Source organism: Halomonas sp. MCCC 1A11062 (assembly GCF_021404355.1).
GTDB classification, from domain to species: domain Bacteria; phylum Pseudomonadota; class Gammaproteobacteria; order Pseudomonadales; family Halomonadaceae; genus Halomonas; species Halomonas aerodenitrificans.
In genome coordinates this window covers 70,940-91,467 of record NZ_JABFTW010000017.1, presented here as the reverse complement: position 1 = coordinate 91,467, position 20,528 = coordinate 70,940, and the positions used below count along the sequence as shown (strand labels likewise).

At 64.2% G+C, this 20,528-nt stretch carries 16 protein-coding genes; 11 read left to right on the top strand and 5 right to left on the bottom strand.

The genetic code is table 11. From position 1 onward, the window contains the following. Window positions 1–29: 29 nt before the first annotated feature. The gene (locus HOP58_RS16905; protein ID WP_234255228.1) at window positions 30–947 is read right to left on the bottom strand and encodes an alpha/beta hydrolase-fold protein; all 918 of its coding nucleotides are present in this window, start codon (window positions 945–947) and stop codon (window positions 30–32) included. A gap of 142 nt (window positions 948–1,089) precedes the next feature. Between HOP58_RS16905 and HOP58_RS16900 the strand changes: the two genes are divergently transcribed. Next, complete coding sequence (locus HOP58_RS16900; protein ID WP_234260961.1) at window positions 1,090–2,151, top strand: acyltransferase; 1,062 nt, start codon at window positions 1,090–1,092, stop codon at window positions 2,149–2,151. Between the two features lie 87 nt (window positions 2,152–2,238). Further along, window positions 2,239–3,126 carry a universal stress protein gene (locus HOP58_RS16895; protein WP_010626698.1) on the top strand — a complete coding sequence of 296 codons (888 nt, stop codon included), beginning with the start codon at window positions 2,239–2,241 and terminating at the stop codon, window positions 3,124–3,126. A 40-nt stretch (window positions 3,127–3,166) separates the two neighbouring features. Here the strand turns inward: HOP58_RS16895 and HOP58_RS16890 are convergent, their stop codons facing one another. Beyond that, window positions 3,167–3,886, bottom strand: a complete 720-nt coding sequence (locus tag HOP58_RS16890; RefSeq protein ID WP_010626697.1) for a DUF3581 domain-containing protein — start codon at window positions 3,884–3,886, stop codon at window positions 3,167–3,169. Window positions 3,887–4,398: 512 nt separating this feature from the next. Here HOP58_RS16890 and HOP58_RS16885 point away from each other — a divergent pair. From HOP58_RS16885 to HOP58_RS16870, 4 genes are read left to right on the top strand one after another with little or no spacing between them, the layout of a single operon-like run. Then, on the top strand, window positions 4,399–4,812 hold the full coding sequence (locus HOP58_RS16885; RefSeq protein ID WP_234260960.1) for a hypothetical protein: 414 nt from the start codon (window positions 4,399–4,401) through the stop codon (window positions 4,810–4,812). After that, on the top strand, window positions 4,781–5,980 hold the full coding sequence (locus HOP58_RS16880; protein WP_010626694.1) for a hypothetical protein: 1,200 nt from the start codon (window positions 4,781–4,783) through the stop codon (window positions 5,978–5,980). Before HOP58_RS16885 ends, HOP58_RS16880 begins: the two co-directional genes overlap by 32 nt. Before the next feature lie 39 nt (window positions 5,981–6,019). Beyond that, on the top strand, window positions 6,020–8,857 hold the full coding sequence (locus HOP58_RS16875; RefSeq protein ID WP_010626693.1) for an EAL domain-containing protein: 2,838 nt from the start codon (window positions 6,020–6,022) through the stop codon (window positions 8,855–8,857). After that, window positions 8,838–9,638 (top strand): PEP-CTERM/exosortase system-associated acyltransferase, encoded by an 801-nt coding sequence (locus HOP58_RS16870; protein ID WP_158409638.1) that lies wholly within the window; start codon window positions 8,838–8,840, stop codon window positions 9,636–9,638. The genes HOP58_RS16875 and HOP58_RS16870 overlap by 20 nt, the downstream gene beginning before the upstream one ends. On the opposite strand, the gene HOP58_RS16865 is transcribed toward HOP58_RS16870, so the two are convergent. The 3 genes from HOP58_RS16865 to HOP58_RS16855 are packed head-to-tail and all read right to left on the bottom strand — an operon-like array spanning window position 9,612 to window position 12,203. Next, a complete protein-coding gene (locus HOP58_RS16865; protein ID WP_010626691.1) occupies window positions 9,612–10,778 on the bottom strand; it encodes a DUF3541 domain-containing protein in 1,167 nt (388 codons plus the stop codon). The genes HOP58_RS16870 and HOP58_RS16865 overlap by 27 nt on opposite strands. A gap of 28 nt (window positions 10,779–10,806) precedes the next feature. Beyond that, on the bottom strand, window positions 10,807–11,568 hold the full coding sequence (locus tag HOP58_RS16860) for a trimeric intracellular cation channel family protein (RefSeq protein ID WP_010626690.1): 762 nt from the start codon (window positions 11,566–11,568) through the stop codon (window positions 10,807–10,809). 50 nt (window positions 11,569–11,618) lie between these two features. Next, complete coding sequence (locus HOP58_RS16855) at window positions 11,619–12,203, bottom strand: XRE family transcriptional regulator (protein WP_234260959.1); 585 nt, start codon at window positions 12,201–12,203, stop codon at window positions 11,619–11,621. A 194-nt stretch (window positions 12,204–12,397) separates the two neighbouring features. Here HOP58_RS16855 and tdh point away from each other — a divergent pair, with 194 nt between their 5' ends. The 5 genes from tdh to ugpC all read left to right on the top strand — a co-directional run bounded on the left by tdh (window position 12,398) and on the right by ugpC (window position 20,378). Then, entirely contained in the window at window positions 12,398–13,426 is a 1,029-nt protein-coding gene (gene tdh, locus HOP58_RS16850) for an L-threonine 3-dehydrogenase (RefSeq protein WP_010626688.1), read from the top strand. Window position 13,427: 1 nt separating this feature from the next. Further along, window positions 13,428–14,618 (top strand): glycine C-acetyltransferase, encoded by a 1,191-nt coding sequence (gene kbl, locus HOP58_RS16845; protein ID WP_234260958.1) that lies wholly within the window; start codon window positions 13,428–13,430, stop codon window positions 14,616–14,618. 132 nt (window positions 14,619–14,750) lie between these two features. Next, entirely contained in the window at window positions 14,751–17,456 is a 2,706-nt protein-coding gene (gene malT, locus HOP58_RS16840) for an HTH-type transcriptional regulator MalT (RefSeq protein ID WP_234260957.1), read from the top strand. A gap of 142 nt (window positions 17,457–17,598) precedes the next feature. Then, a complete protein-coding gene (locus HOP58_RS16835) occupies window positions 17,599–19,275 on the top strand; it encodes an alpha-amylase family glycosyl hydrolase (protein WP_234260956.1) in 1,677 nt (558 codons plus the stop codon). Next, a complete protein-coding gene (ugpC, locus tag HOP58_RS16830) occupies window positions 19,263–20,378 on the top strand; it encodes a sn-glycerol-3-phosphate ABC transporter ATP-binding protein UgpC (RefSeq protein WP_234260955.1) in 1,116 nt (371 codons plus the stop codon). Before HOP58_RS16835 ends, ugpC begins: the two co-directional genes overlap by 13 nt. The last annotated feature ends 150 nt before the right edge of the window (window positions 20,379–20,528 follow it).

Below are 20,528 nucleotides of genomic sequence, written 5' to 3'. Positions count from 1 at the left end.
GGCCCTAACCCCTCCTCACTTGGGAGGGCTCAAGGAGCTTCAGCGACCTTCTCTTCTGCCACGCGGCTTTGGGCCAGCGTCTCGAGCGGCACCGGCCCCTGCAGGAAGCGCCCCATCCAGGCCAGGGCATTGGGCAGGCTGGCACGCCAGACGCGCCAGGTGTGCCCGCCGTTGAGCACTTCCATGCTCACCAGCTCGGGCTGGTACGGGAGCAATGCCTGACGTACGACTCGGGCGTAATGCTCGGCGTTGTAGCGATCGCGATGCCCGGCACTCAGATAGAGCGGCACGACCTCCTCCCGCTCCAGGTAGTCGGTCAGGTAGGCGGTGTAGTTGCTGCGCTGCCAGAGTGCTTCGTCGAACCGTCCCGCCGCATCGAGGAAGGCCGGGTGCCGCCACGCCGAGGAGCGCCGCGGCGGCAGCGGATGATAGCTCGCCGGGCTCAGCGCCGCGGCGGCGGCGAACAGCTCGGGGCGTTCGAGCATGAAGTTGAGGGTGCCGTAGCCACCGGCGGAGAGCCCGGCGATGGCGCGCCATTCACGCTGCGGTACGACGCGCCAGGCCTGTTCGATATAGGGCATGAGCTCTGCGAGAAAGGCCGTCCGGGCCGCCTCGTTGTGGCCGTCGATCCACCAGCTCTCGCTGCCGGGCATGACGATGACCATGGGCGGAATACGCCCCTCGCGAATCAGGCGATCTGCGGTCTGCCTGAGCCCGCCGCTCTCGACCCAGTCCCGCTCGCTGCCGAAGGAGCCATGCAGCAGATACACGACGGGGTAGGCCTGCTCGCTCTCGTGATAGCCTTCCGGCAGGTAGAGCGCGTAGGGGTAGTCGCGCCCCAGAATCTCCGAGGCGAACCGATGGTAGGTGACCTCGCCGGCCTGCAGCTTACCCATCCAGAGCAGAGCCAGGCTCAGCAGTGCGGCAAGGGTATGTTTGATCGTCATGGCACTCAATGCTCCTTGTGCCGCAGCGTGAACGTTCGCTAGCGTGATAATGGAATCTTTCCGTCTCGACATGGTCCGACATTGAGTCGACGGCGGATGTTCCTCACACCAAAGACCTGGCACCAAGGAAGGCAAGACGTTCATGAAGCGGATCGAAGAAATCTACTGGCTGCGCTTCTATGGCTGCCTGGCGGTCTTCGGCTTTCACTTTCTCGATCGGCTCAATCAGCATATCGACAACGTCTATGTCGATCTGGCCCGCATCCCGACCGTGCTCGGCACGCCCATCTTCATCTTCATCTCGATCTTTCTGTTCTCGATGCGCTACGGCAACCAGCCCCCCTCCGGCTTTCTGCTCAAGCGCCTGCAGTACGTGATGGTGCCCTACTTCGTCTACGGCCTGATCTATTCGACGACGAAGTACATCAACCTGCATCGTCAGGGTGAACCGGTCGGCCTGGTCGAAAACCTGACCGAATACCTCGTTTTCGCCGGCTGGCACGGCTATTTCCTGATCATTGCCATGCAGTTCTACGCCTTCTATTGGCTCTACTGCCGCTATGACCTCGCACGCTGGCTGCCATCCGGTCCGTGGCTGCTGATCGGCAGCGTCATCGGCATCGCCTACTGGGGGCTGACCCGCTGGCTCGGCATCGAACCGCCTGGCTATCTGCTGTGGATCGCGCCGCTGGGTTGGATCTACCTGTTCTTCCTGGCCATGCTGGTGGTGAAGTACTACCCGCAGCTCGCTCCCGAGCGACTGAAGGAAGTGCCCTGGCTCAAGTGGCTGTCCCGGCCGGAGCTGCTGCTGGCCTACATTGCCGTCATCGTCCTGCTCACGCTGCCGGGCTGGCTGGAGTACTCCTCCAAGGAAACCTGGGTGGTGCCGCTCTTCATCCTGTTCACGCTGTTCGCCGTGACCCGCCTGCGCAGCCTGCATGCCACACCCATGGTGAAGGCCGTCAACCGTTACTCTTTCGGCATCTACCTGGCACACCCCATGTTCTTCGCCATCGTCGATTTCGCCGGCGAATTCGTGCCGCTATCCCTGCCCGTGTATGCCCTGCTGTTGATCGTGGTCGGTATGGCCGGTTCGATCGTACTGAGCCGGCTTGCCAACGAGTTGCCGTGGGGCGGCATGCTGTTCGGCAAGACCCTGCACGTGCCGAGCGAGCAGCAGACGCCCGCCCCTCAAGTGCGCTAGGCTAATCCAAGGCGAGGGTCCTAAGCCAAGGCGAGCGTCAATGGGCCGTTCTGCCATCCCACTCATTGGACTTCAGGGGGAATTCGCATGCGTGAGCCTCTTTCGCTCGTGATCGTACCGGTGGACGGCTCGCCTACGGCAGATGCCGCTACGCGACATGCCGCACTGCTCACCGACCTGTTGAAGGCGCGGCTGCAACTGGTGCACGTCATGCCCCTCAATCCGGCCGAGCTCAGCGACGTGCCGGCAAACCGCCTCGCCGAAATGGACCGCGACCGCGCCCAGCGGCTGGAAGCCACACAGGCGGCCTTTGCCCATGCTAGAAAGCTCGTTCCCGAGGCCCTACAACCTTCAACGCAGGAAGTGGCTCTGGAAGAAAAGGGCTTCGTGCGCCACCCCGCCCGCACCATCATCGAACATGCTCGCAGCCAGACTGGCTGTCTGCTGGTGATAGGAGCGCGCCACCTGAGCGATTTCGCCAAGTTCATGGAAGGCAGCGTGAGCGACGAGGTTGTGCACAAGGTCGACCGCCCGATCACCATCGTTCACCCGGAAGCCACCACAAGCGGCGAAGGTATCGACAGCGTGCTGCTACCGGTCGATGGCTCACCGCACAGCCACCGCGCCGCCGCCTTGGCCGGGGAGCTGGCGCGACGTGCCGGAGCCTCGGTGGAGCTGCTGTTCTGCCGCCCGGCAGATACGCCGCAGCCCACCTCGGAGGAGCGAGGCGAGTCCGAGCGGGTCTTCGAGGAGGCGCGCCAGCACCTCGGGGATGTCCCGGCCGGCATCGCCACTCGCATGCTGGTGGGTGAGGATTATGCAGTGGCAATCACCGACTTCGCTCATGGCCTTCCCGGCAATCCCGTTATCGTCATGGGCCGCCGCGGGCTGGGTGCTCTGCACGAAAAACTGGTCGGCAGCGTAAGCCATCGCGTAATCGATCTGGCCCACTGCCCGGTAACCGTCATGGTATAGCGCTGCATGGTGCAGCGCTCAGTGCCCTCGATACTTCACTTCAGGCTTCCTGCGCGCTCTCGTAGGCCGCCTTGAGCCGGTAGAACTCGGCGACGATTGCCTCCATGGCCGCCGGGTCGTACTCGCTGAGCCCACTGACGACCAGCTTCTTCGATCCGCTGCCCACCACCTCTCCGCGGTCGACGATACGAAACTCGAGCTTCACGTCGCCGCGCTTGCCGTTGACCTCCAGGCGGGAATCGACCAGTTCCAGGGTCGGGCCGGTGAGATCGGTGCGCTCGAGCGAGAAGCCCATGCTGTCGTAGATCACCAACGGTCGCTTGGGATTGAACATCACGCCCTGCTCTTCGAGCAGTGGCTTGAGCACGTGAGGAAAGTTCTTCCCGGAAAAGGCCACGTAGCAGCGCGTGAAGGCCTCGATGACGGCGGCATCATGGTTCTCAGCGCCGGAGCGCCCAACCTCCAGGTACTGCTTGCCCTCTTCGTCCTTGACCTCCACCTGGCCCGAGTCGCTCTCCTCGAGGCTAAGCGGCGTGCCGTCTCCCACCATGCTGCGAAAATGGAAATCCATCCGCTGCGAGAGACCGAAACGGCTCAGAACAAGAGCAAAGAGTAGATCCCCAGGAACGCAGAAGCGCCGGGCATCGGCATCGTGTATCGGATTGAAGTCGCCGGCAATGCGCTTGGCGAAGTCACTTGCCTGCTGGGCCGAGATACGCACGCGTGAGCCCGTCTGGGTATGGTAAGGATCGAGAAACATGAGTGATCTGGCCTGTCCTTGGTTGGAATGCCTCAAGATAGCGATGATGATGCCACACTTTTGCCTCGACGAGGCCCCTTCAGGCCGGGTAGGGCACAGGAAGAGCGCCTGTCGGCTAGCCGGGCGCCGCTACGCCTCGCCCGGCCCCATATAACCCGTTGAATCTATGTTACTGTGCAGAGGGGGTGTTGGTGGCATCATGACTGCCATGGCCCGGGCTAGTCTCGTCACGGCGGTGAAATGCCTATATTGTGCAACGACACCCAGAGGCTAAAGTACGATACATAATCATCAGGGAGCATGACTTGCCGAAAACAGGGTGGAATTCGGCAAGGGGGATCGGGGGATATCATTATCGATACGCTCATGAAGTCCTGGCTTTTCGCCGCTGCCAATGGGCCAGGCATGAGAGTCGTCTTGTCCGACGGCATCGTGTCGCAGCCATTCGCACTCGCCACGCAGCATCGGCCCAACCTTCGAGAAGGTGGCGCGTGGCCGGGGTGATCCGTTTGATGCTTCTGCCACTGCTGGTGGCACTTCTGCCTCTGCCGGCCCATGCCGCGGAGCGGCAGGTCGTGCTCATTGCCCACCCCCAGGTAACCAACGCCGCTCTGACCCGCGACACCACTCGAGCCATCTTTGCCATGCGGCAGCGCAGCTGGCCGGATGGGCAAGCCGTTCGCGTCTTCGTACTGCCCAACAACCATCCCGTTCATGCCCGCTTCGCCAAAGAGCGGCTCACGGTATATCCACACCAGCTTCAGCTGGCCTGGGACCGCATGGTCTTCTCGGGTACAGGGCAGGCACCCAGTCAGGTCGGCAGTCAGATCGAGATGCTGGAACGCGTCGCCACCACGCCTGGCGCCCTAGGGTATCTGGAAAGGGAGTATCTGGATGATCGAGTCCAAGTCATTACCATGGAGTAGCCATCGCTCGCGCTCGCTGCTGCTGATGCTTGCCTTGGGTTGGGCACCGACCGCGATCGCAGAGGGCGTCATGGATACCTTGCAGTTGCACGGGTTCCTGAGCCAGGCGTACGTGGTCTCCGATCATAATGACTTCTTCGGCCCCAGCAGCAGCAGTGGCGGCAGCCTCAAGTACACCGAGATCGGCGCCAATGCCTCGATCCGGCCAAGGCACGACGTACTGCTTGCCACTCAGGTGCTCAGCCGCCGAGCAGGCGGCGATGGCAGCGACGCCAGGCCGGCGCTCGACTACGGCGTCATCGACTACCAGCCCCTCTCCAACCAGCACCGAACCCTGGGCATCCAGGTCGGGCGTTTCAAGAACCCTTTCGGCTTCTACAATCAGACCCGGGATGTCGCCTTTACCCGCCCGAGCATCCTGTTACCTCAATCCATTTACTTCGACCGTACCCGCTCGCTCGGCCTCTCCGCCGATGGGGTCAGCGTCTACGCCGAAGAGCGACTGCCCCACGGCACGCTGCGCTTCATCGGCGGTGTGGGAGTGCCGACAACGCGCGACCTGGACAATCAGTTATACCCGGCTCAACTCGGCGTGAATGTAAGCGGCAGCACCTCGTCGATCGGACAGATTCGTTATGAACACTCGGGGGGCAACTTCACGGCTGCCATTAGTGCAGCTGATGTGAACCTGGATCTCGAACTGGGCCCGAACGAGGGACAACTGAACTTTCAGCCCTGGATTCTCTCGCTTCAATATGACAAAGAAAATTGGGCTGTGACGGGTGAGTTTGCTCTGCGCCAGGTTTCGACCACAGACACTGGCCCATTGCCCAGCTCAGACGTCACGGGAGAGAGTTGGTACGTGCAGTACACCCGTCGCTTCCTTGATGACTGGCAATGGCTGGTGCGTTACGACAGCCTGGTCAGCGACCGCAACGATCGCTCGGGGCGGTCCTTTGAAGCCCAGGGACGAGGCCCGGCTCATACACGCTTCGCCGATGACATCACCGTCGGCTTACAGTGGCGTGTCAATCCTCGAGTGCTGCTCGCCGCTGAATATCACCATGTCAATGGCACCGGCTGGCTGCCCTTGCGCGACGAGCCAGACCCAACTGAGACCCGCCAGCGCTGGAACATGCTACTTTTCCAGCTCTCGCTGCGCTTCTGAAGCCATCGCTCCCCATCGAACCGGTCAGGGATTGTCCGCATGAGCCGCTCCGACTCCCAAGCACGACGGCCCCGCCTCAGCCTGACCTGGCGGGTGCTGGCGCTGAGCAGCCTGCTGCTGCTGGTGCTGGCTGGGCTGTTCACTTGGCTCGGGCATGCCAACCTGACCCGCCAGTTCGAGGCAAGCCGCAGGGAGAGCAACGAACGGGAAGTGCGTGAAATACAGCTGGCTCTGCAACGCTCCGAAGTGAGCCTGCAGCAGATTGCCGCTCTGACAGCAGCCTCCCCAGACCTGGGGCCGGCCCTGGCCGGGAACGACCAGGAAGCGCTGATAAATTCCCTCACGTCCCAGTGGCCAACACTACAGCTCGAAGCCGGCATCGACGAAATCCTGGTGTTCGATGCCCAAGGACGCCAGTTGGCCGACTGGGGGGAAGGTCAGGCCGACAAGGAGCGCCCCGTGCAGGACTGGGTAAGCCAGGTCATGGAAACCGAGTTCCCTCTTTCGGCCCTGCGCTGCGCCAACGACTGTCGCCAGTACGCAGCGGTTCCCATTCTGGTCGGGGGTGAAAGCGTCGGCATGGTGATACTGTCTCGCTCTCTGGCCGACGTGACCCGCCAGGCCCAGCAGGTATCCGGCAGCGATGTCGCCCTGCTGATCACCGGTGGGCGCGAGGTGGAGGTCATGCCCGAGCGCCACTTGACCAACTGGAACGGCCACCTGGTGGCCATGACGCACCCGGAGCACTACCTTCCGTTGCTTCGCCAGGCCTCGCAGAGAAGCATGCTCAGCGACATTCTCGAAAAGCCGCTGCGCCTGCAATATCGAGGCCGCGATTACGAGCTGTCCGCCGTGCGCATGGAGGCCGACGAGGCTCGTCGCAGTAGCGGCTTTTTTCTCCTGGCCGCTGATATCACCCATCAGATACGCGCCATTCAGGAGAACACGCGTAGCCTGCTGCTGGTAGGCATCGGGGGCTGGCTGGCAGCCGAACTACTGCTGTTGGCGATCCTGCTGCAACCCATGGCCAGACTGCGCCGATTGGCGGGGGTGCTACCCGTTTTGGCTCACGGTGGCTTTGACGAAGCCCGCAGAACCATTCCTCCACCGAGCCAACGCCTGGAGGATGAGATCGATGTTCTGGAGGGCACGACACTGGCCCTCTCCGACCAGTTGGAGGCGCTGGAACATGAGGTAACCGCACGCGGCCAGCAGTTGGCGGAACGGGTCGAGGAGTTGGCCCGGGAGCGCGATTTCGTCGGCAGCCTGCTGGATACGGCGCGGGTCTTCATCGTGACTCAGGACGACCATGATCGTATCACCCTCGTCAATGACTATGCGCTTTCCACGCTCTCGATGCAGGAAGAGCGACTCCTTGGCCGCCGCTTCGACGATGTCTTCACCCCCCGCCCAAGCGGCGGCCCGGAAGACATGTCATCTCAGGAAGAACGCAGCCTGGTGACGGCGGATGGGCGTCAGCGCACCATTGCCTGGTATCACGCGCCGCTGGCAACCCGTGGCGACGACCGTGCGGCAAGAATCTCGGTCGGTCTCGACATCACCGAACGCAAGTTGGCCGAAGCGCGACTCACCTGGCTGGCCGAGCGCGACCCATTGACGGAACTCTACAACCGGCGCTACTTCCAAGAGGCGCTGGGCGCAGTCATGCAGCGGGGCCGCAACGGGGCGGTATTGCTGCTCGACATCGACCACTTCAAGGACGTCAACGAGCTAAGCGGCCATCACACCGGCGACCGGCTGCTGCGCATGGTGGCCGATACCCTGTTCCAGGAGTTCGGCCATTGCGGCATCATCGCCCGCCTGGGTGGCGATGAGTTCGCGCTGCTGCTGGAAGGCGCCGATACCCGCAAGGCCATCAGCATCGCCAAGCAGATCACTCCCCTGCTGGACGGTACCGGACTGGACGCCGGCGGCCAGCGTCATCGGGCGACGGCCAGCCTCGGTATCGCCCTGTTCCCGATTCATGGCGACAACCCCGCCGACTTGATGGCCAACGCCGACCTGGCCATGTACAAGGCCAAGGAGAGCAGCGCCCAACGTTGGCACCTGCTCTCGACGCTGGAGCGCGCCAAGGATGAACTCCAGGAACGCGTCTACTGGGTGGAGCGCATCCGTCAGGCCATCGACGAGGAAGGCTTCGAGCTCATGGCACAGCCGATCATGCGCTTGAATGACGGCGACGTGCGGCATTACGAAGTGCTGCTGCGCATGCTGGGCCCCAAGGGCTCTCTCATCTCACCGGCCTATTTCATTCCCGTAGCCGAGCGTAGCGGCCAGGTCGTACAGATCGACCGCTGGGTACTGCGCCACAGCCTGCGCGCTCTGAGCCGTGTGCAAGCACAGGGCATCAGTCTTTCCGTCAACCTGTCGGGCCAGTCCTTGCACGACGAAGGACTCAAGCAATTTCTCGTCGAGGAGCTGGCCGCCAGCGGTGCAGACCCGCATTACTTGATTCTGGAGATCACCGAGACTGCCGCCGTTACCGATTTTTCCAGCGCAAGGGGCGTGCTGCAGGCCCTGCGCGACCTTGGCTGTCGCACGGCCCTGGACGACTTCGGTGTCGGCTTCAGCAGTTTCCACTATCTCGGCGAGCTGCCCGTCGATTTCATCAAGATCGACGGCGCCTTCATTCGCACCCTGCTGACCAACTCGGAGAGCCAAGTCATCGTCAAGGCCATTGCCGATATCGCCACTGGCTTCGGCAAGAAAGCCATTGCCGAATTCGTCGATCAGGAAGCCTTGATTCCTCTTCTGTCTTCCTACGGTATTGAGTACGGCCAGGGTTATCACCTTGGGCGACCCGCCTTGTTGTCAGATGCCATCCCAGGAGTATCACATGGAGATACCACGTCGTGATTCATACTCTGCTGGAACGGAAGCTACCCTGGATGCACAAGTCCGAGACTTCATTGAGCAATACCGGTTCGTCATCGCCCGTACCAAGGTCGATCGCTACCGAGCCTATGCGCTTCGCCATAAGGTCTTCCGTGAGGAGCTGAATTATCACTTGGGCGAAAATGCCAATATCCCCTTCGAAAAGGATGCCCATGATCGGCATGCCATTCTCTGCCTACTCCACCACACCATCAGCAAAAGAGATGCGGGCTGCCTGAGAGTTGTACTGCCGAGCAGCGACCCAGCGGATAAACGGCTGCTGCCGCTAGAGGAAAGCTGTGCCCACGGTTTGACCGATTCGCAGCTGCATCCGAGCATGTTCGAGCGCTCCTGTCTATGCGAGGTCTCGCGACTTGCCGTCCATCCCGACTTTCGCCGTTCGCGTGACTGTGCTCTTGGACTGCATGAGCATGACCTGCAACCACTGGAAAAGAACCGTTTGCCTCCACCTTCACCGCTGGTGACCCTTAGCCTGTTCCTAGCTGCCACGGCCATCGTCGGCCTCGTCGGTCGATATCAGGTTTTTGCCATGATGGAGCCACGTTTCGCTCGGCTGCTGAAAATCTCAGGGCTGCAGTTTCGCCAGGTTGGAGACGTGATCGACTACTGCGGGCCAAGGGCGGCCTACCATATCGACCAGCGTGAGGCAGAGCGGGACCTTCAAAAACCGCTGCAACCTCTCTACTGGCATATCAAAGGATCTATTGCATCACAGCTAGCGCATGAACCAAGCGTTCCCTAGCACTGCGACGTCCGATTTACGTTGCCCCACGCCTTGGCTGGCCGAGGCATCATGGGGCTGGTGAAGTTGCCGTGACAGGTCGGGACCGGCATACAGGTACCCCGGCCAGCCGAGCACCATGATTGCCAGCACGTTGCGGTGCTCGCCACGTTCCAGGTCGGTATCGCCGTCCGGTGATGGAATGATGCCCGAGCGAGGATCGATGGCCTGCATCAGGTGGCGGCGTATCCGTGCCACCACCGGGTCGTCCGCCAGGCCCGCCAGCAGAAAGCTGAGCGCGACTTCGGCCATGATGTCCTCGGTGGCCTCGTCGAGAATGCGTTCGATCTCGCTACGGAATGCTGCAAGGATCCAGGCATGCCGCTCGGCCGGCACCCAGCGCTGATAGTAGCGGCTGTCGGCGATCACGATGTGGGTCATGCCGTAGAGCCGGTTACGGTAGTCGGCCTTGTTCAGGGCCGACACGGTATCGGTGGGATAGACGGACCGAAGCGCCGCCTCCATGTCGTCTCGCAGGTCGACGATGCCGAGCTGATAGAGAAAATGCGCCTGATTCGCTACCTGGGCGGCGTAGATCCGCATCACCTCAGGGTCGGTCAGAAAGCGCTGCCATTCCAGGCTCGCCAGGTAGTCGAGCGCGCGCTGATGCTCGGGTAGCGTTTTCAGCAGGCCGTAGTAGTCCGCCTGAACCAAGCGAAAGAGCAGTTGCCGGCCGAAGGCGATCTCTCCCCACTCGTTCAGCATGGCCCCGCGGGCACGCTGCCTGGCAGTACGCTGCGGGTGGCTCGCCATGAGCTCCCGAGTGCGAGCCGCCGCGAAGCCGGGTGTCTCGAGGCCGGCAATGTCACGCTCGAGCTGCTTCGACAACAGGCGCCCGTGCGCCTCGAGGGGCTCGAGATAGCGCGAATCGCCGCTGATGCGGTAGAGCCGCTGAGCATAGTGACGCTGCTTGTCGAGGGGCATGGCCGGCAGGGCGTCTTCATAGACGGCCTGGAGCGCCTGAGCGGCTGCCTGCTCATCGCGTGTCGGTCCATCGCGCGCAGGTTCATCATGCAAGGGCTCGATGGCGCAGCCGGTGAGCGCCACCAGCAAAAGCACCATGAGCCAGCCCATGGTCTTGGTGAATGCTGCCTGAGGCACTCGCCTCGATTTCGCTTCAGCCACTGTCTTATTCTCGCTGCCTACGCTGCTGGCTGGGTGAGATCATGCGCACCCTGACCTTTGGGCGGGACTTGGGCTGCGCCGGCGGCCCGCCCTGGGGCACCTCTTGCTCATTGCCTGGGTCCGCCGCCTGGGCCTCTTGCGGCGGACGGATCACGACCCAGGCGAAAACCGGCAGCGTAAGCTGCCAGTGGATGGCCGCCAGGCGTAACCCCAGGGTCACTGCCAGCGCCAGGCCGATGGCAACGCCGACCGGCACCCCCAGCGCTCCCAGCCCCACGTAGGTGATGCCGCCGGCAATGGAGGCCGTGGCATACACTTCCTGGCGCAGCACCATCGGTACGCGCCGCGCCAGCACGTCGCGCACCATGCCACCGGCCACTCCCGTCAGCAGCCCCATCAATACCGCCACTACGCCGGGCGCCTCGAGCTGCAACGCCTTGTGGGCGCCGATCACCGTGAACAGCGCCAGGCCGAAGGCATCGGCGATCGGCAGGAAGCTGCGGGAGAGGCGATGGATATAATGAAAGCCGACGATGGAAAGGCCGACAGTAGCGAGGATCACCCATAGATAGGTAGGGTCGGCGACCCAGAACACCGGTCGCACGCCCAGCACCAGGTCGCGCAACGTGCCACCCCCGATGCCGGTGACCGCCGCCAGCACCAGCATGCCGAAGGGGTCCATGCGCGAGCGGCAGGCGAGGATGACTCCCGAGAGAGCGAAGACCACCACACCGGCCATGTCCAGCCAATACACCAGAGCCGTCAAGTCGTTCTCCTGCTAAGCAGATGGCAAATGCTGGGCAGACTACTGCGCTTTCACTGATAGGTCACGACGAGAAAACTCACCAGCTCCGCTTCACCGCAGTTCTCGATGATGTGCTCGAGATCGGCATGATAGTGAGCCGAGTCGCCAGGGCTCAGCTCACAGCGATTCTCCCCCGCCACGACTCGTGCCTGACCCTGGGTGACGGTCAGCAGCTCTCGCGTGCCCTCGAAGTGAGCTGCGCTCTGCAGGCGTGCACCGGGGGCCAGACGCACCTCGTAGAACTCCACGTTCTTCTCCATGTGCAGCGGTGAAAGGGTGCGGATGCGGCAGTCCTGATCGTCACGGAACAGCTGGCTGGCATCGTCGCCGCGCACCACCTCGATGCGCGACGCCGTCCAGGGCTGGTCTACCAGATCGCCGATGTTCATGCCGAAGGCCTGAGCGATACGCAGCGTCACCGCCAGCGTCGGGTTGGCCTTGCCGCGCTCGATCTGGCTGAGCATCGAACGACTGACGCCGGAGGCCGCCGCCAACTGCTCCAGCGTGAGTCCGCGTTTCTTGCGCAGCTCGATGACCCGGCTCGGCAGGCTCCCCGCTTCCGTTTGCCCTTCGTCTGCCGTCATGGTGTCACTCACTTCACTTTTCCCCTATACCCAAGAGACGCTCGCCAACAACCGCATTCCACTATGCGATAAAAAAATCTTGCATGGTGGAATTAATCTGCAATACTGGAATTCATTCCCTCATACTAAACCTCATACGGGGAATTACCAGCACCTATCGCTCCTCAACCGCCTGAACCCTCCAACCACAAGTCAGGAAGGTAGACATGAAAGCACTGATCAAGAAGGAGGCATCACCCGGCCTCTGGCTGGAAGAGGTGCCGGACCCACAGGTCGGCATCAATGACGTGCTGATCAAGGTGAAGCGCACCGCCATCTGCGGCACCGACGTACATATCTACAAGTGGGACAGTTGGGCCCAGAAGACCATCCCCGTACCCATGGTGGTGGGCCATGAGTTCGTCGGCGAGATCGTCGAAGTGGGTTCCAACGTCAACGATTTCCGCCCGGGGCAGATCGTATCCGGCGAGGGTCATGTGGTGTGCGGGCGCTGCCGCAACTGTCTGGCCGGGCGCCGTCACCTGTGTGCCCATACCAGCGGCGTGGGGGTTAACCGCCCGGGTGCCTTCGCCGAGTACGTGGCCCTGCCGATGTCCAACGTGTGGGAACACAAGCCGGGTATCGATCTGGACGTGGCCGCCATCTTCGACCCGCTGGGCAACGCCGTGCACACCGCGCTGCAGTTCGACCTGCTCGGCGAGGACGTGCTGATCACCGGGGCCGGACCGATCGGCGCCATGGCCGCTGCGGTGTGTCGCCATGCCGGCGCGCGTCACGTGGTGGTCACCGATCTCAACCCGGGGCGGCTCGAGCTGGCAAAGCGCCTGGGCGCCACCCGCACCGTGGACGTGCGCCACGAGACGCTGCCCGAGGTCCAGCGCGAGCTGGGCTTGACCGAAGGCTTCGACGTGGGCCTGGAGATGTCCGGCAGCCCTGCCGCCTTCCGCGACATGCTGGCCAACATGTGCCACGGCGGCAAGATCTCCATGCTGGGCATCCCCACCGAGGAGATCGCCATCGACTGGAACACGGTGATCTTCAACATGCTGACGCTCAAGGGCATCTACGGCCGCGAGATGTATGAGACCTGGTACAAGATGTCGGTGATGATCGACTCCGGCCTCGACATCTCGCCGGTGATCACCCATCGCCTGCCTTATACCGAGTTCCAGCAGGGCTTCGATGCCATGCTGAGCGGTGAAGCGAGCAAGGTCGTTCTCAACTGGGAGTCATGACATGTACGGAGCTTTCAAGCAGCATCTGCTGGGCGAACTCGACACCATTCGCCAGGCCGGACTGTACAAGCACGAGCGCCAGCTGACCACGCCTCAGGGCGCCCATGTCGGCATCAGTGCCGGGCAGGAAGTGCTCAATCTGTGCGCCAACAACTACCTGGGTCTGGCCCAGCACCCCGAGGTCAACGCGGCAGCCAAGGCGGGCCTGGAAGAGTGGGGCTACGGCCTGGCTTCGGTGCGCTTCATTTGCGGCACCCAGAGCCTGCACAAGCAGTTGGAACAGCGCCTCACCGACTTCCTCGGTACCGAGGACACCATCCTCTACCCCTCCTGCTTCGACGCCAACGGCGGGCTGTTCGAGACCCTGCTCGGCGCCGAGGATGCGGTGATCTCCGACGAGCTCAACCACGCCAGCATCATCGACGGCGTGAGGCTCTGCAAGGCCCGGCGCTATCGCTACCGCAACAACGACATGGCCGACCTCGAAGAGCAGCTCAAGGCCGCCGACCGCGACGGCGCGCGCTTCAAGCTGATCACCACCGACGGTGTGTTCTCGATGGACGGTTACATCGCCCGGCTCGACGAGATCTGCGACCTGGCCGAGCGCTACGATGCCCTGGTGCACTTCGACGACTGCCATGCCACCGGCTTTCTCGGCGAGGGCGGTCGCGGCACCCATGAGTATCGCGGCTGCATGGACCGCATCGACATCACCACCGGTACCCTGGGCAAGGCGCTGGGTGGCGCCAGCGGCGGCTACACCAGCGGCAAGCGTGAAGTGATCGAGCTGTTGCGCCAGCGCTCGCGGCCCTACCTGTTCTCCAACACCGTGGCGCCGCCGGTGGTCGCCGGCGCGCTGAAGGCCATCGAGCTGGCCGCCGAGTCCAGCGAACTGCGCAGCCGGCTCAGCGAGAATACCGCCTTCTTCCGTGCAGGCCTCGAGCGACTGGGCTTCGAGCTGCTTCCCGGCGAGCACCCTATCGTGCCGGTGATGCTGCACGACGCCGGGCTGGCCGCCCGCTTCGCCGAAGAGATGCTCAAGGAGGGTGTCTACGTGATCGCCTTCTCCTACCCGGTAGTGCCCCAGGGGCGCGCCCGCATCCGCACCCAGATGTCCGCCGCGCTGAGCCGCGACGACCTGGAGTTCGCCTTGGCCGCCTTCGGCCGGGTCAAGGAGCGCCTGGGGCTGTAGCGAACAGGCGCTGATGTCGGTTGGCCGGGCCTGGGCCCGGCCAGCCTTGGCTACGACCTTGGTCGCAGATAGCCCAAAGGCGACGAGCCAACCGTCATACTGAAATCTGAAACGGTTCAGCGACGGTTTTCGATGCCCATTCTTCTGGAAAAGCTCCGCCCGCCTGCACTACCTGACACCGTCGTGGCCCGGGAAAGGCTGAACGACTGCTTCGCACTCAGTGAACGGATCCGCCTGTTACTGGTCCAGGCACCGCCCGGCTACGGCAAGAGCACACTGCTGGCCGAACGTCTGACCCAACTGGAGCAGCCCTCGGCCTGGCTGTGCCTGGATGCCCGCGATGACGAGCCGGAGCGCTTCGCCGTCTACTTCCGCGAAGCGCTGACTCGCCTGTGCAGTGAACTCGATCTCGCGATCGAACTGCCCGAGGCCGGCAATCTGGCCGAGGCCGTCGAAACCTGGCTGGCCCTGCTGCCGGCCCAAGCCCCACCGGGTCGGCTGGTACTGGACGACGTTCAGCACCTGACCCACCCATCGATCCTCGAAAGCCTGCGTCATTGGCTGTGCCACCAGCCACCCTGGCTGACGCTTACCCTCGCTTCACGCACGCGCCCCGACCTGGGCCTGCCGGAACTCTGGCTGCGCGGCGAACTGGAGGAGATCGGCCTGAGCGAGCTGGCCTTCGATGCAGAGGAGGCGCAGACCCTGTGTGCCGAACAGCTCAGCCTGCCACCGACCCGGGTCAGCCTGGAGCGCGCCCAGCGCCGCACCGAAGGGTGGCCGCTGGCGCTCGCCTGGCTGATCGAGCGCACCACGACCCTGGCCTCCTTCGATACCCTTCTGGAGCGGCTCGACGGCAGCCATCCGGACTTCGTCGCCTGGTTCGACGAGCTGCTGGCACGCTGTATCGACGAACAAGACCGTCAGCTGCTATTGCAGCTCGGCGTGCTGGAGCGCTTTTCATCCAATCTGGTCGCCAGGCTGCTGGAGGGCGAGCGGCTCTCTCAGCGGCTGGAGGCGCTGGAGCGGGCCGGCCTTTTCCTCGAGCGGGTCGAACCTCACTCGCAATGGTTTCGCTTCCATCGACTGTTTGCCGGCTACCTGCGCCATCGCCGCCACGAGCTCAGCCTGACCACACAGCACGAGCTGCATCAGCGCGCCAGCAACGCCTGGCTGCGTCTGGGCAACCCCGCCCTGGCCCTGGCCCAGGCCATCGACGCCGAAGCCCCCGAGCCGCTGGCCGAGCTGCTCGAGCGCGAGGGTCCCGGCCTGCTGGCCAACGGCCACTTCTCGCTGTTGGCGCGAGGTCTTGCCGCCCTCGGCGATACTCGCCTGGTCGACTCCCCCCGGCTCACCCTGCTGCACGGCTGGGCCTCGCATGCCCAGTACCATTTCGATCGCACTCGCCAGGCCATCGGCTGGATCGAGGCGCAGCTCGAACTGCCCGAATGGGCCGAGCTGGCCGCGGAGTTCGCCACCCTACGGGCGCAGTTGGCGATCAACGAAGGCGACGCCGAACGGGCGGCACCGCTGGCCGAACAGGCCCTTACCCTGCCGCCCCGCTATCTGGCCACGACACCGCTGACCGCCGCGGCGATACTGGCCGAGGCGCGCTTCGTGCAGGGCCACCTGGACGAGTCGCTGCAGCGCATCCACAGCGTGGAGCGGGAGGCTAATCGTACCGGTGACGCGCAGATGCTGCTGTGGGCGCTGTGCCATCAGTCCGAGACGCTGGTGGCTCAGGGTCGTCTGCAGGCCGCCTTCGACGTGCAGGAGCGCGCCATCGCCCACGTCGAGCACGCCGGCCTCGACCGCCTGCCGGTGTGCGAATTCCTCTACCGTATCCGCAGTCAGGTGCTGTGGGAGTGGCAGCGTCTGGAAGAAGCAGAGCAGGCAGCGCTGAAAGGCATCGAGGTGCTCGACAGCCAGGGCGAGCGCTGGACGCTGCAATGCCACATCGGCCTGGCCAAGGTAGCGCTGTCGCGGGGCGATCAGGCCCAGTGCGCCGACCATATCCGCCGCCTGCGCAAGATTTTGGTGCAGGGCAACTATCACATCGACTGGCAGGCCAATGCCCATGCCACCCTGCTGGCCTGGTGGCAGGCCAACGGCGATCTCGACGCCGTGGCCCGCTGGCTGCAGGAGGCACCGCCCGGCGACCCGACGAAGGCCAGCAACCACTTCGCGCAGTGCAACCTACGCAATCACGCTCGCGCCTTGATCCTGCTCGGCCGCTTCGACGAGGCCGAGGCGCTGCTGATCGAGCAGGAACGCCAGACCGCACGGCTGGGGCTTACCACCGACGCCAATCGCAACCGGATCTGCCTGGCCGGGCTGGAGTGGCAACGCGGCCGGCCCGATGCGGCCCTGGCGCATCTGGCCCAGGCGCTGACGCTCGCCACACGTACGGCGCTGGCCGGCAGCTTCCTGCGTCTGGGCCGGGCGCTGCCTGAGATGCTCAAGGGGCTGCTGGCCGAGCATGAGCTGGAGCCCCTGGCCCGGGGCCACGCCGAACGGCTGCTCGATCTTGCCCGCCGCCAGCGCGAGTTCGGCCGCGCCGTGCGCCTGATGCTCGACGACTCGGTCATCGACGACATCGTCTCGCGCCCCGACGTGCCGGAGCTGATCCGCACCTCGCCGCTGACCCGCCGCGAGTGGCAGATCCTCGGCCTGATCCATGCCGGGCTCTCCAACGAGCAGATCGCCGAACAGCTCTCGGTCGCCCCCACCACGGTCAAGACCCACATCCGCAGCCTCTATCAGAAACAGAACATCCGTCGCCGCGAAGAGGCCATCGCCCTGGCCGGCGAGCTGCTGTCGCGCATCCAGGGGGAGTAGGCCGCGCGGCCGGACTCAGCCCCCCGCCTACGCCTCCCCTGTGCCGGGGCGTAGAGGATTCACTGCACTGCCCATGGCGTCACCATCGAGCCTACGTTTCTCCGTATGGCACTACGACAAAGACAAGGGACAAGGACAAGGCATGAACACACAGCACATCTTCGGCAGACAGGGACAGGACTGGTGGCGCGGCGCGGTGATCTACCAGATCTACCCGCGCAGCTTCATGGACAGTAACGGCGACGGCATCGGCGACCTGCAGGGCATCATCGACAAGCTCGACTACATCGCATCGCTCAACGTCGACGCGATCTGGATCTCGCCCTTCTTCACCTCGCCGATGAAGGACTTCGGCTACGACGTGGCCGACTACCGCGGCGTCGACCCCATCTTCGGCACTCTGGATGACTTCGACCGGCTGGTGGAGGCAGCGCACGCCCGCGGGCTCAAGGTCACCATCGACCAAGTGCTGTCGCACACCTCCGATCTTCACCCCTGGTTCGCCGAGAGCCGCACCAGCCGCGACAACCCCAAGGCCGACTGGTACGTATGGGCCGATGCCAAGGCCGACGGCTCGCCGCCCACCAACTGGCAGTCGGTGTTCGGCGGCAGCGCCTGGCAGTGGGACACCCGGCGCTGCCAGTACTACCTGCACAACTTCCTGGTCAGCCAACCGGACCTCAACTTCCGCAATCCGCAGGTCGTCGAGGCCATTCTCGACGAGGTGCGCTTCTGGCTCGACCGCGGCGTCGACGGCTTCCGCCTCGATGCGATCAACTTCTGCACCCATGGCGAACTCGTCGACAACCCGCCACGCAGCAGCTCGGCAGAAGGCTTTCTCGGCGTGCGCCCCGACAACCCCTACGGCTACCAACTGCATCTGCACGACAAGACCCAGCCGGAGAACCTGGCCTTCCTCGAGAAGCTGCGCGCCCTGCTCGACGAGTACCCCGGCACCACCAGCGTCGGCGAGGTGGGCGACGACGATTCCCTCAACGTGATGGCCGCCTATACCCAGGGCGGCAAGCGCCTGCACATGGCCTACTCCTTCGATCTGCTGGGCGAGCGCCACGACCCCGAGTTTCTACACCACACGCTGAGCGCCATGGAAGCGAAGATCGGCGACGGCTGGCCGTGCTGGGCACTGGGCAATCACGACGTGCCGCGCCTGGCGACCCGCTGGAAGGCACAGGGCGACCCGGCCAGGCTGCGCCTCTATCTGGCCTTCCTGCTGACCCAGCGCGGCAGCGTCTGCCTCTACCAGGGCGAGGAGCTGGGCCTGCCCGAGGCCGAGCTGAGCCTGGAGCAGCTCGTCGACCCGGCCGGCATTACCTTCTGGCCGGCCTACAAGGGGCGCGACGGCTGTCGTACGCCCCACCCCTGGTGTGGCGAGACCCGCCACGGCGATTTCTCCCGGGGCGAGCCCTGGCTGCCGGTGCCCGATGAACACCTGGGGCTGGCCATGCGCCACCAGGACGAAGCCCCCGATTCGCTGCTCAATGCCTACCGCGCCCTCCTTGCCTTCCGCCGTGAACACATGGCATTGAAGAAGGGCGAAGTGCGCTACCACCCGGTGCGCGACGAGGTGCTGTGCCTGGAGCGCTACTATCCCGCACGAGAGCCCAACGAGCGCCTGTTGGTCGCGCTCAACTTCAGCGACGCGCCGCGCACCCTGCCCGCCCCCCGGGAAGCGCAGCCGCTCGACGACGCCCCGACACTGGTCAACGGCGTCTGGGCCGATGGCAAGGTCCAACTGCCGGCCTGCGGCATCGCCATTGCCCGCTGCCCGGCACAGGAGGAGATCGCATGGGACGTCTGACGCTTGCCGGCATCGGCAAGGATTACGCGGGGGTCGAGGTCTCCCGCGACATCGACCTGACCATCGAGGACGGCGAGTTCATCGTCTTCGTCGGCCCCTCCGGCTGCGGCAAGTCCACCCTGCTGCGCATGATTGCCGGCCTCGAGGACATCAGCCACGGCGAGATGCGCCTGGACGGCGAGCGCATCAACGAGGTGCCGCCCCAGGAGCGCGACATCGGCATGGTGTTCCAGTCCTACGCGCTCTACCCACACATGACGGTGGCCGAGAACATGGCCTTCGGCCTCAAGCTCGCCCGCACCGACAAGGCCGAGATCCGCCGTCGGGTGGAGCATGCCGCCGAGATGCTGCACCTGGGCGAGCTGCTCGAGCGCAAGCCCAAGGAGCTCTCCGGCGGCCAGCGCCAGCGGGTGGCCATCGGCCGCACCCTGGTCAAGGAGCCGGCGGTGTTCCTGTTCGACGAGCCACTCTCCAACCTCGACGCCGCCCTGCGGGTCGACATGCGCGTGCAGATCGCCGAGCTGCACCGGCGCCTGGGCGCCACCATGATCTACGTGACCCACGATCAGGTGGAAGCGATGACCCTGGCCGACCGCATCGTGCTGCTGGCCGGCGGTCGCATCGCCCAGGTCGGCGCCCCGCTGTCGCTCTACCACTACCCGGCCACGCTGGAGGTGGCCCGCTTCATCGGCTCGCCACGCATCAACGTGGTGCCGGTCGAAGTGCTCGATCCCGGCCGCCAGCGCACCTCGGTGCGCCTGCCCGGCGGCGAGACGCTGGCCGTGGCGGTCGACGGCGCCCGACTGCGTGCCGGCGACATGGCCACCCTGGCAGTACGCGCCGAGGACTTCGTCGCCCCAAGCGACGCCGATGCCCGCCTCGCGGCCAAGCTCATGGTGGCCGAAAGGCTCGGCTACGAGACGCTGGCTCATCTGCGGATAGAGGGCATCAGCGAGACCCTGACCCAGCGCCTCGACGGCTTGACCCACCTGGAGGACGGCCAACCGCTCGAACTGGGGCTTTCCGGTGAGCGCTGCCACCTGTTCGCCGCCGACGGCAAGGCCTGCCCACGGCAGGTACGAATTCCCGGCGTCACTCATTGAGCACGGGCAAGAACTTGCCCAATGGGCAACTTCTTGCCCGGCTCAGGCAATGGATTGCCTGAGTTCACTTAGCTTTTTTGGGCCTCTGCTCCCTTATTCATTGTTTTTACTTTATTAGCCAAAAACTGGCACAGCGCCTGCTGCAACTCG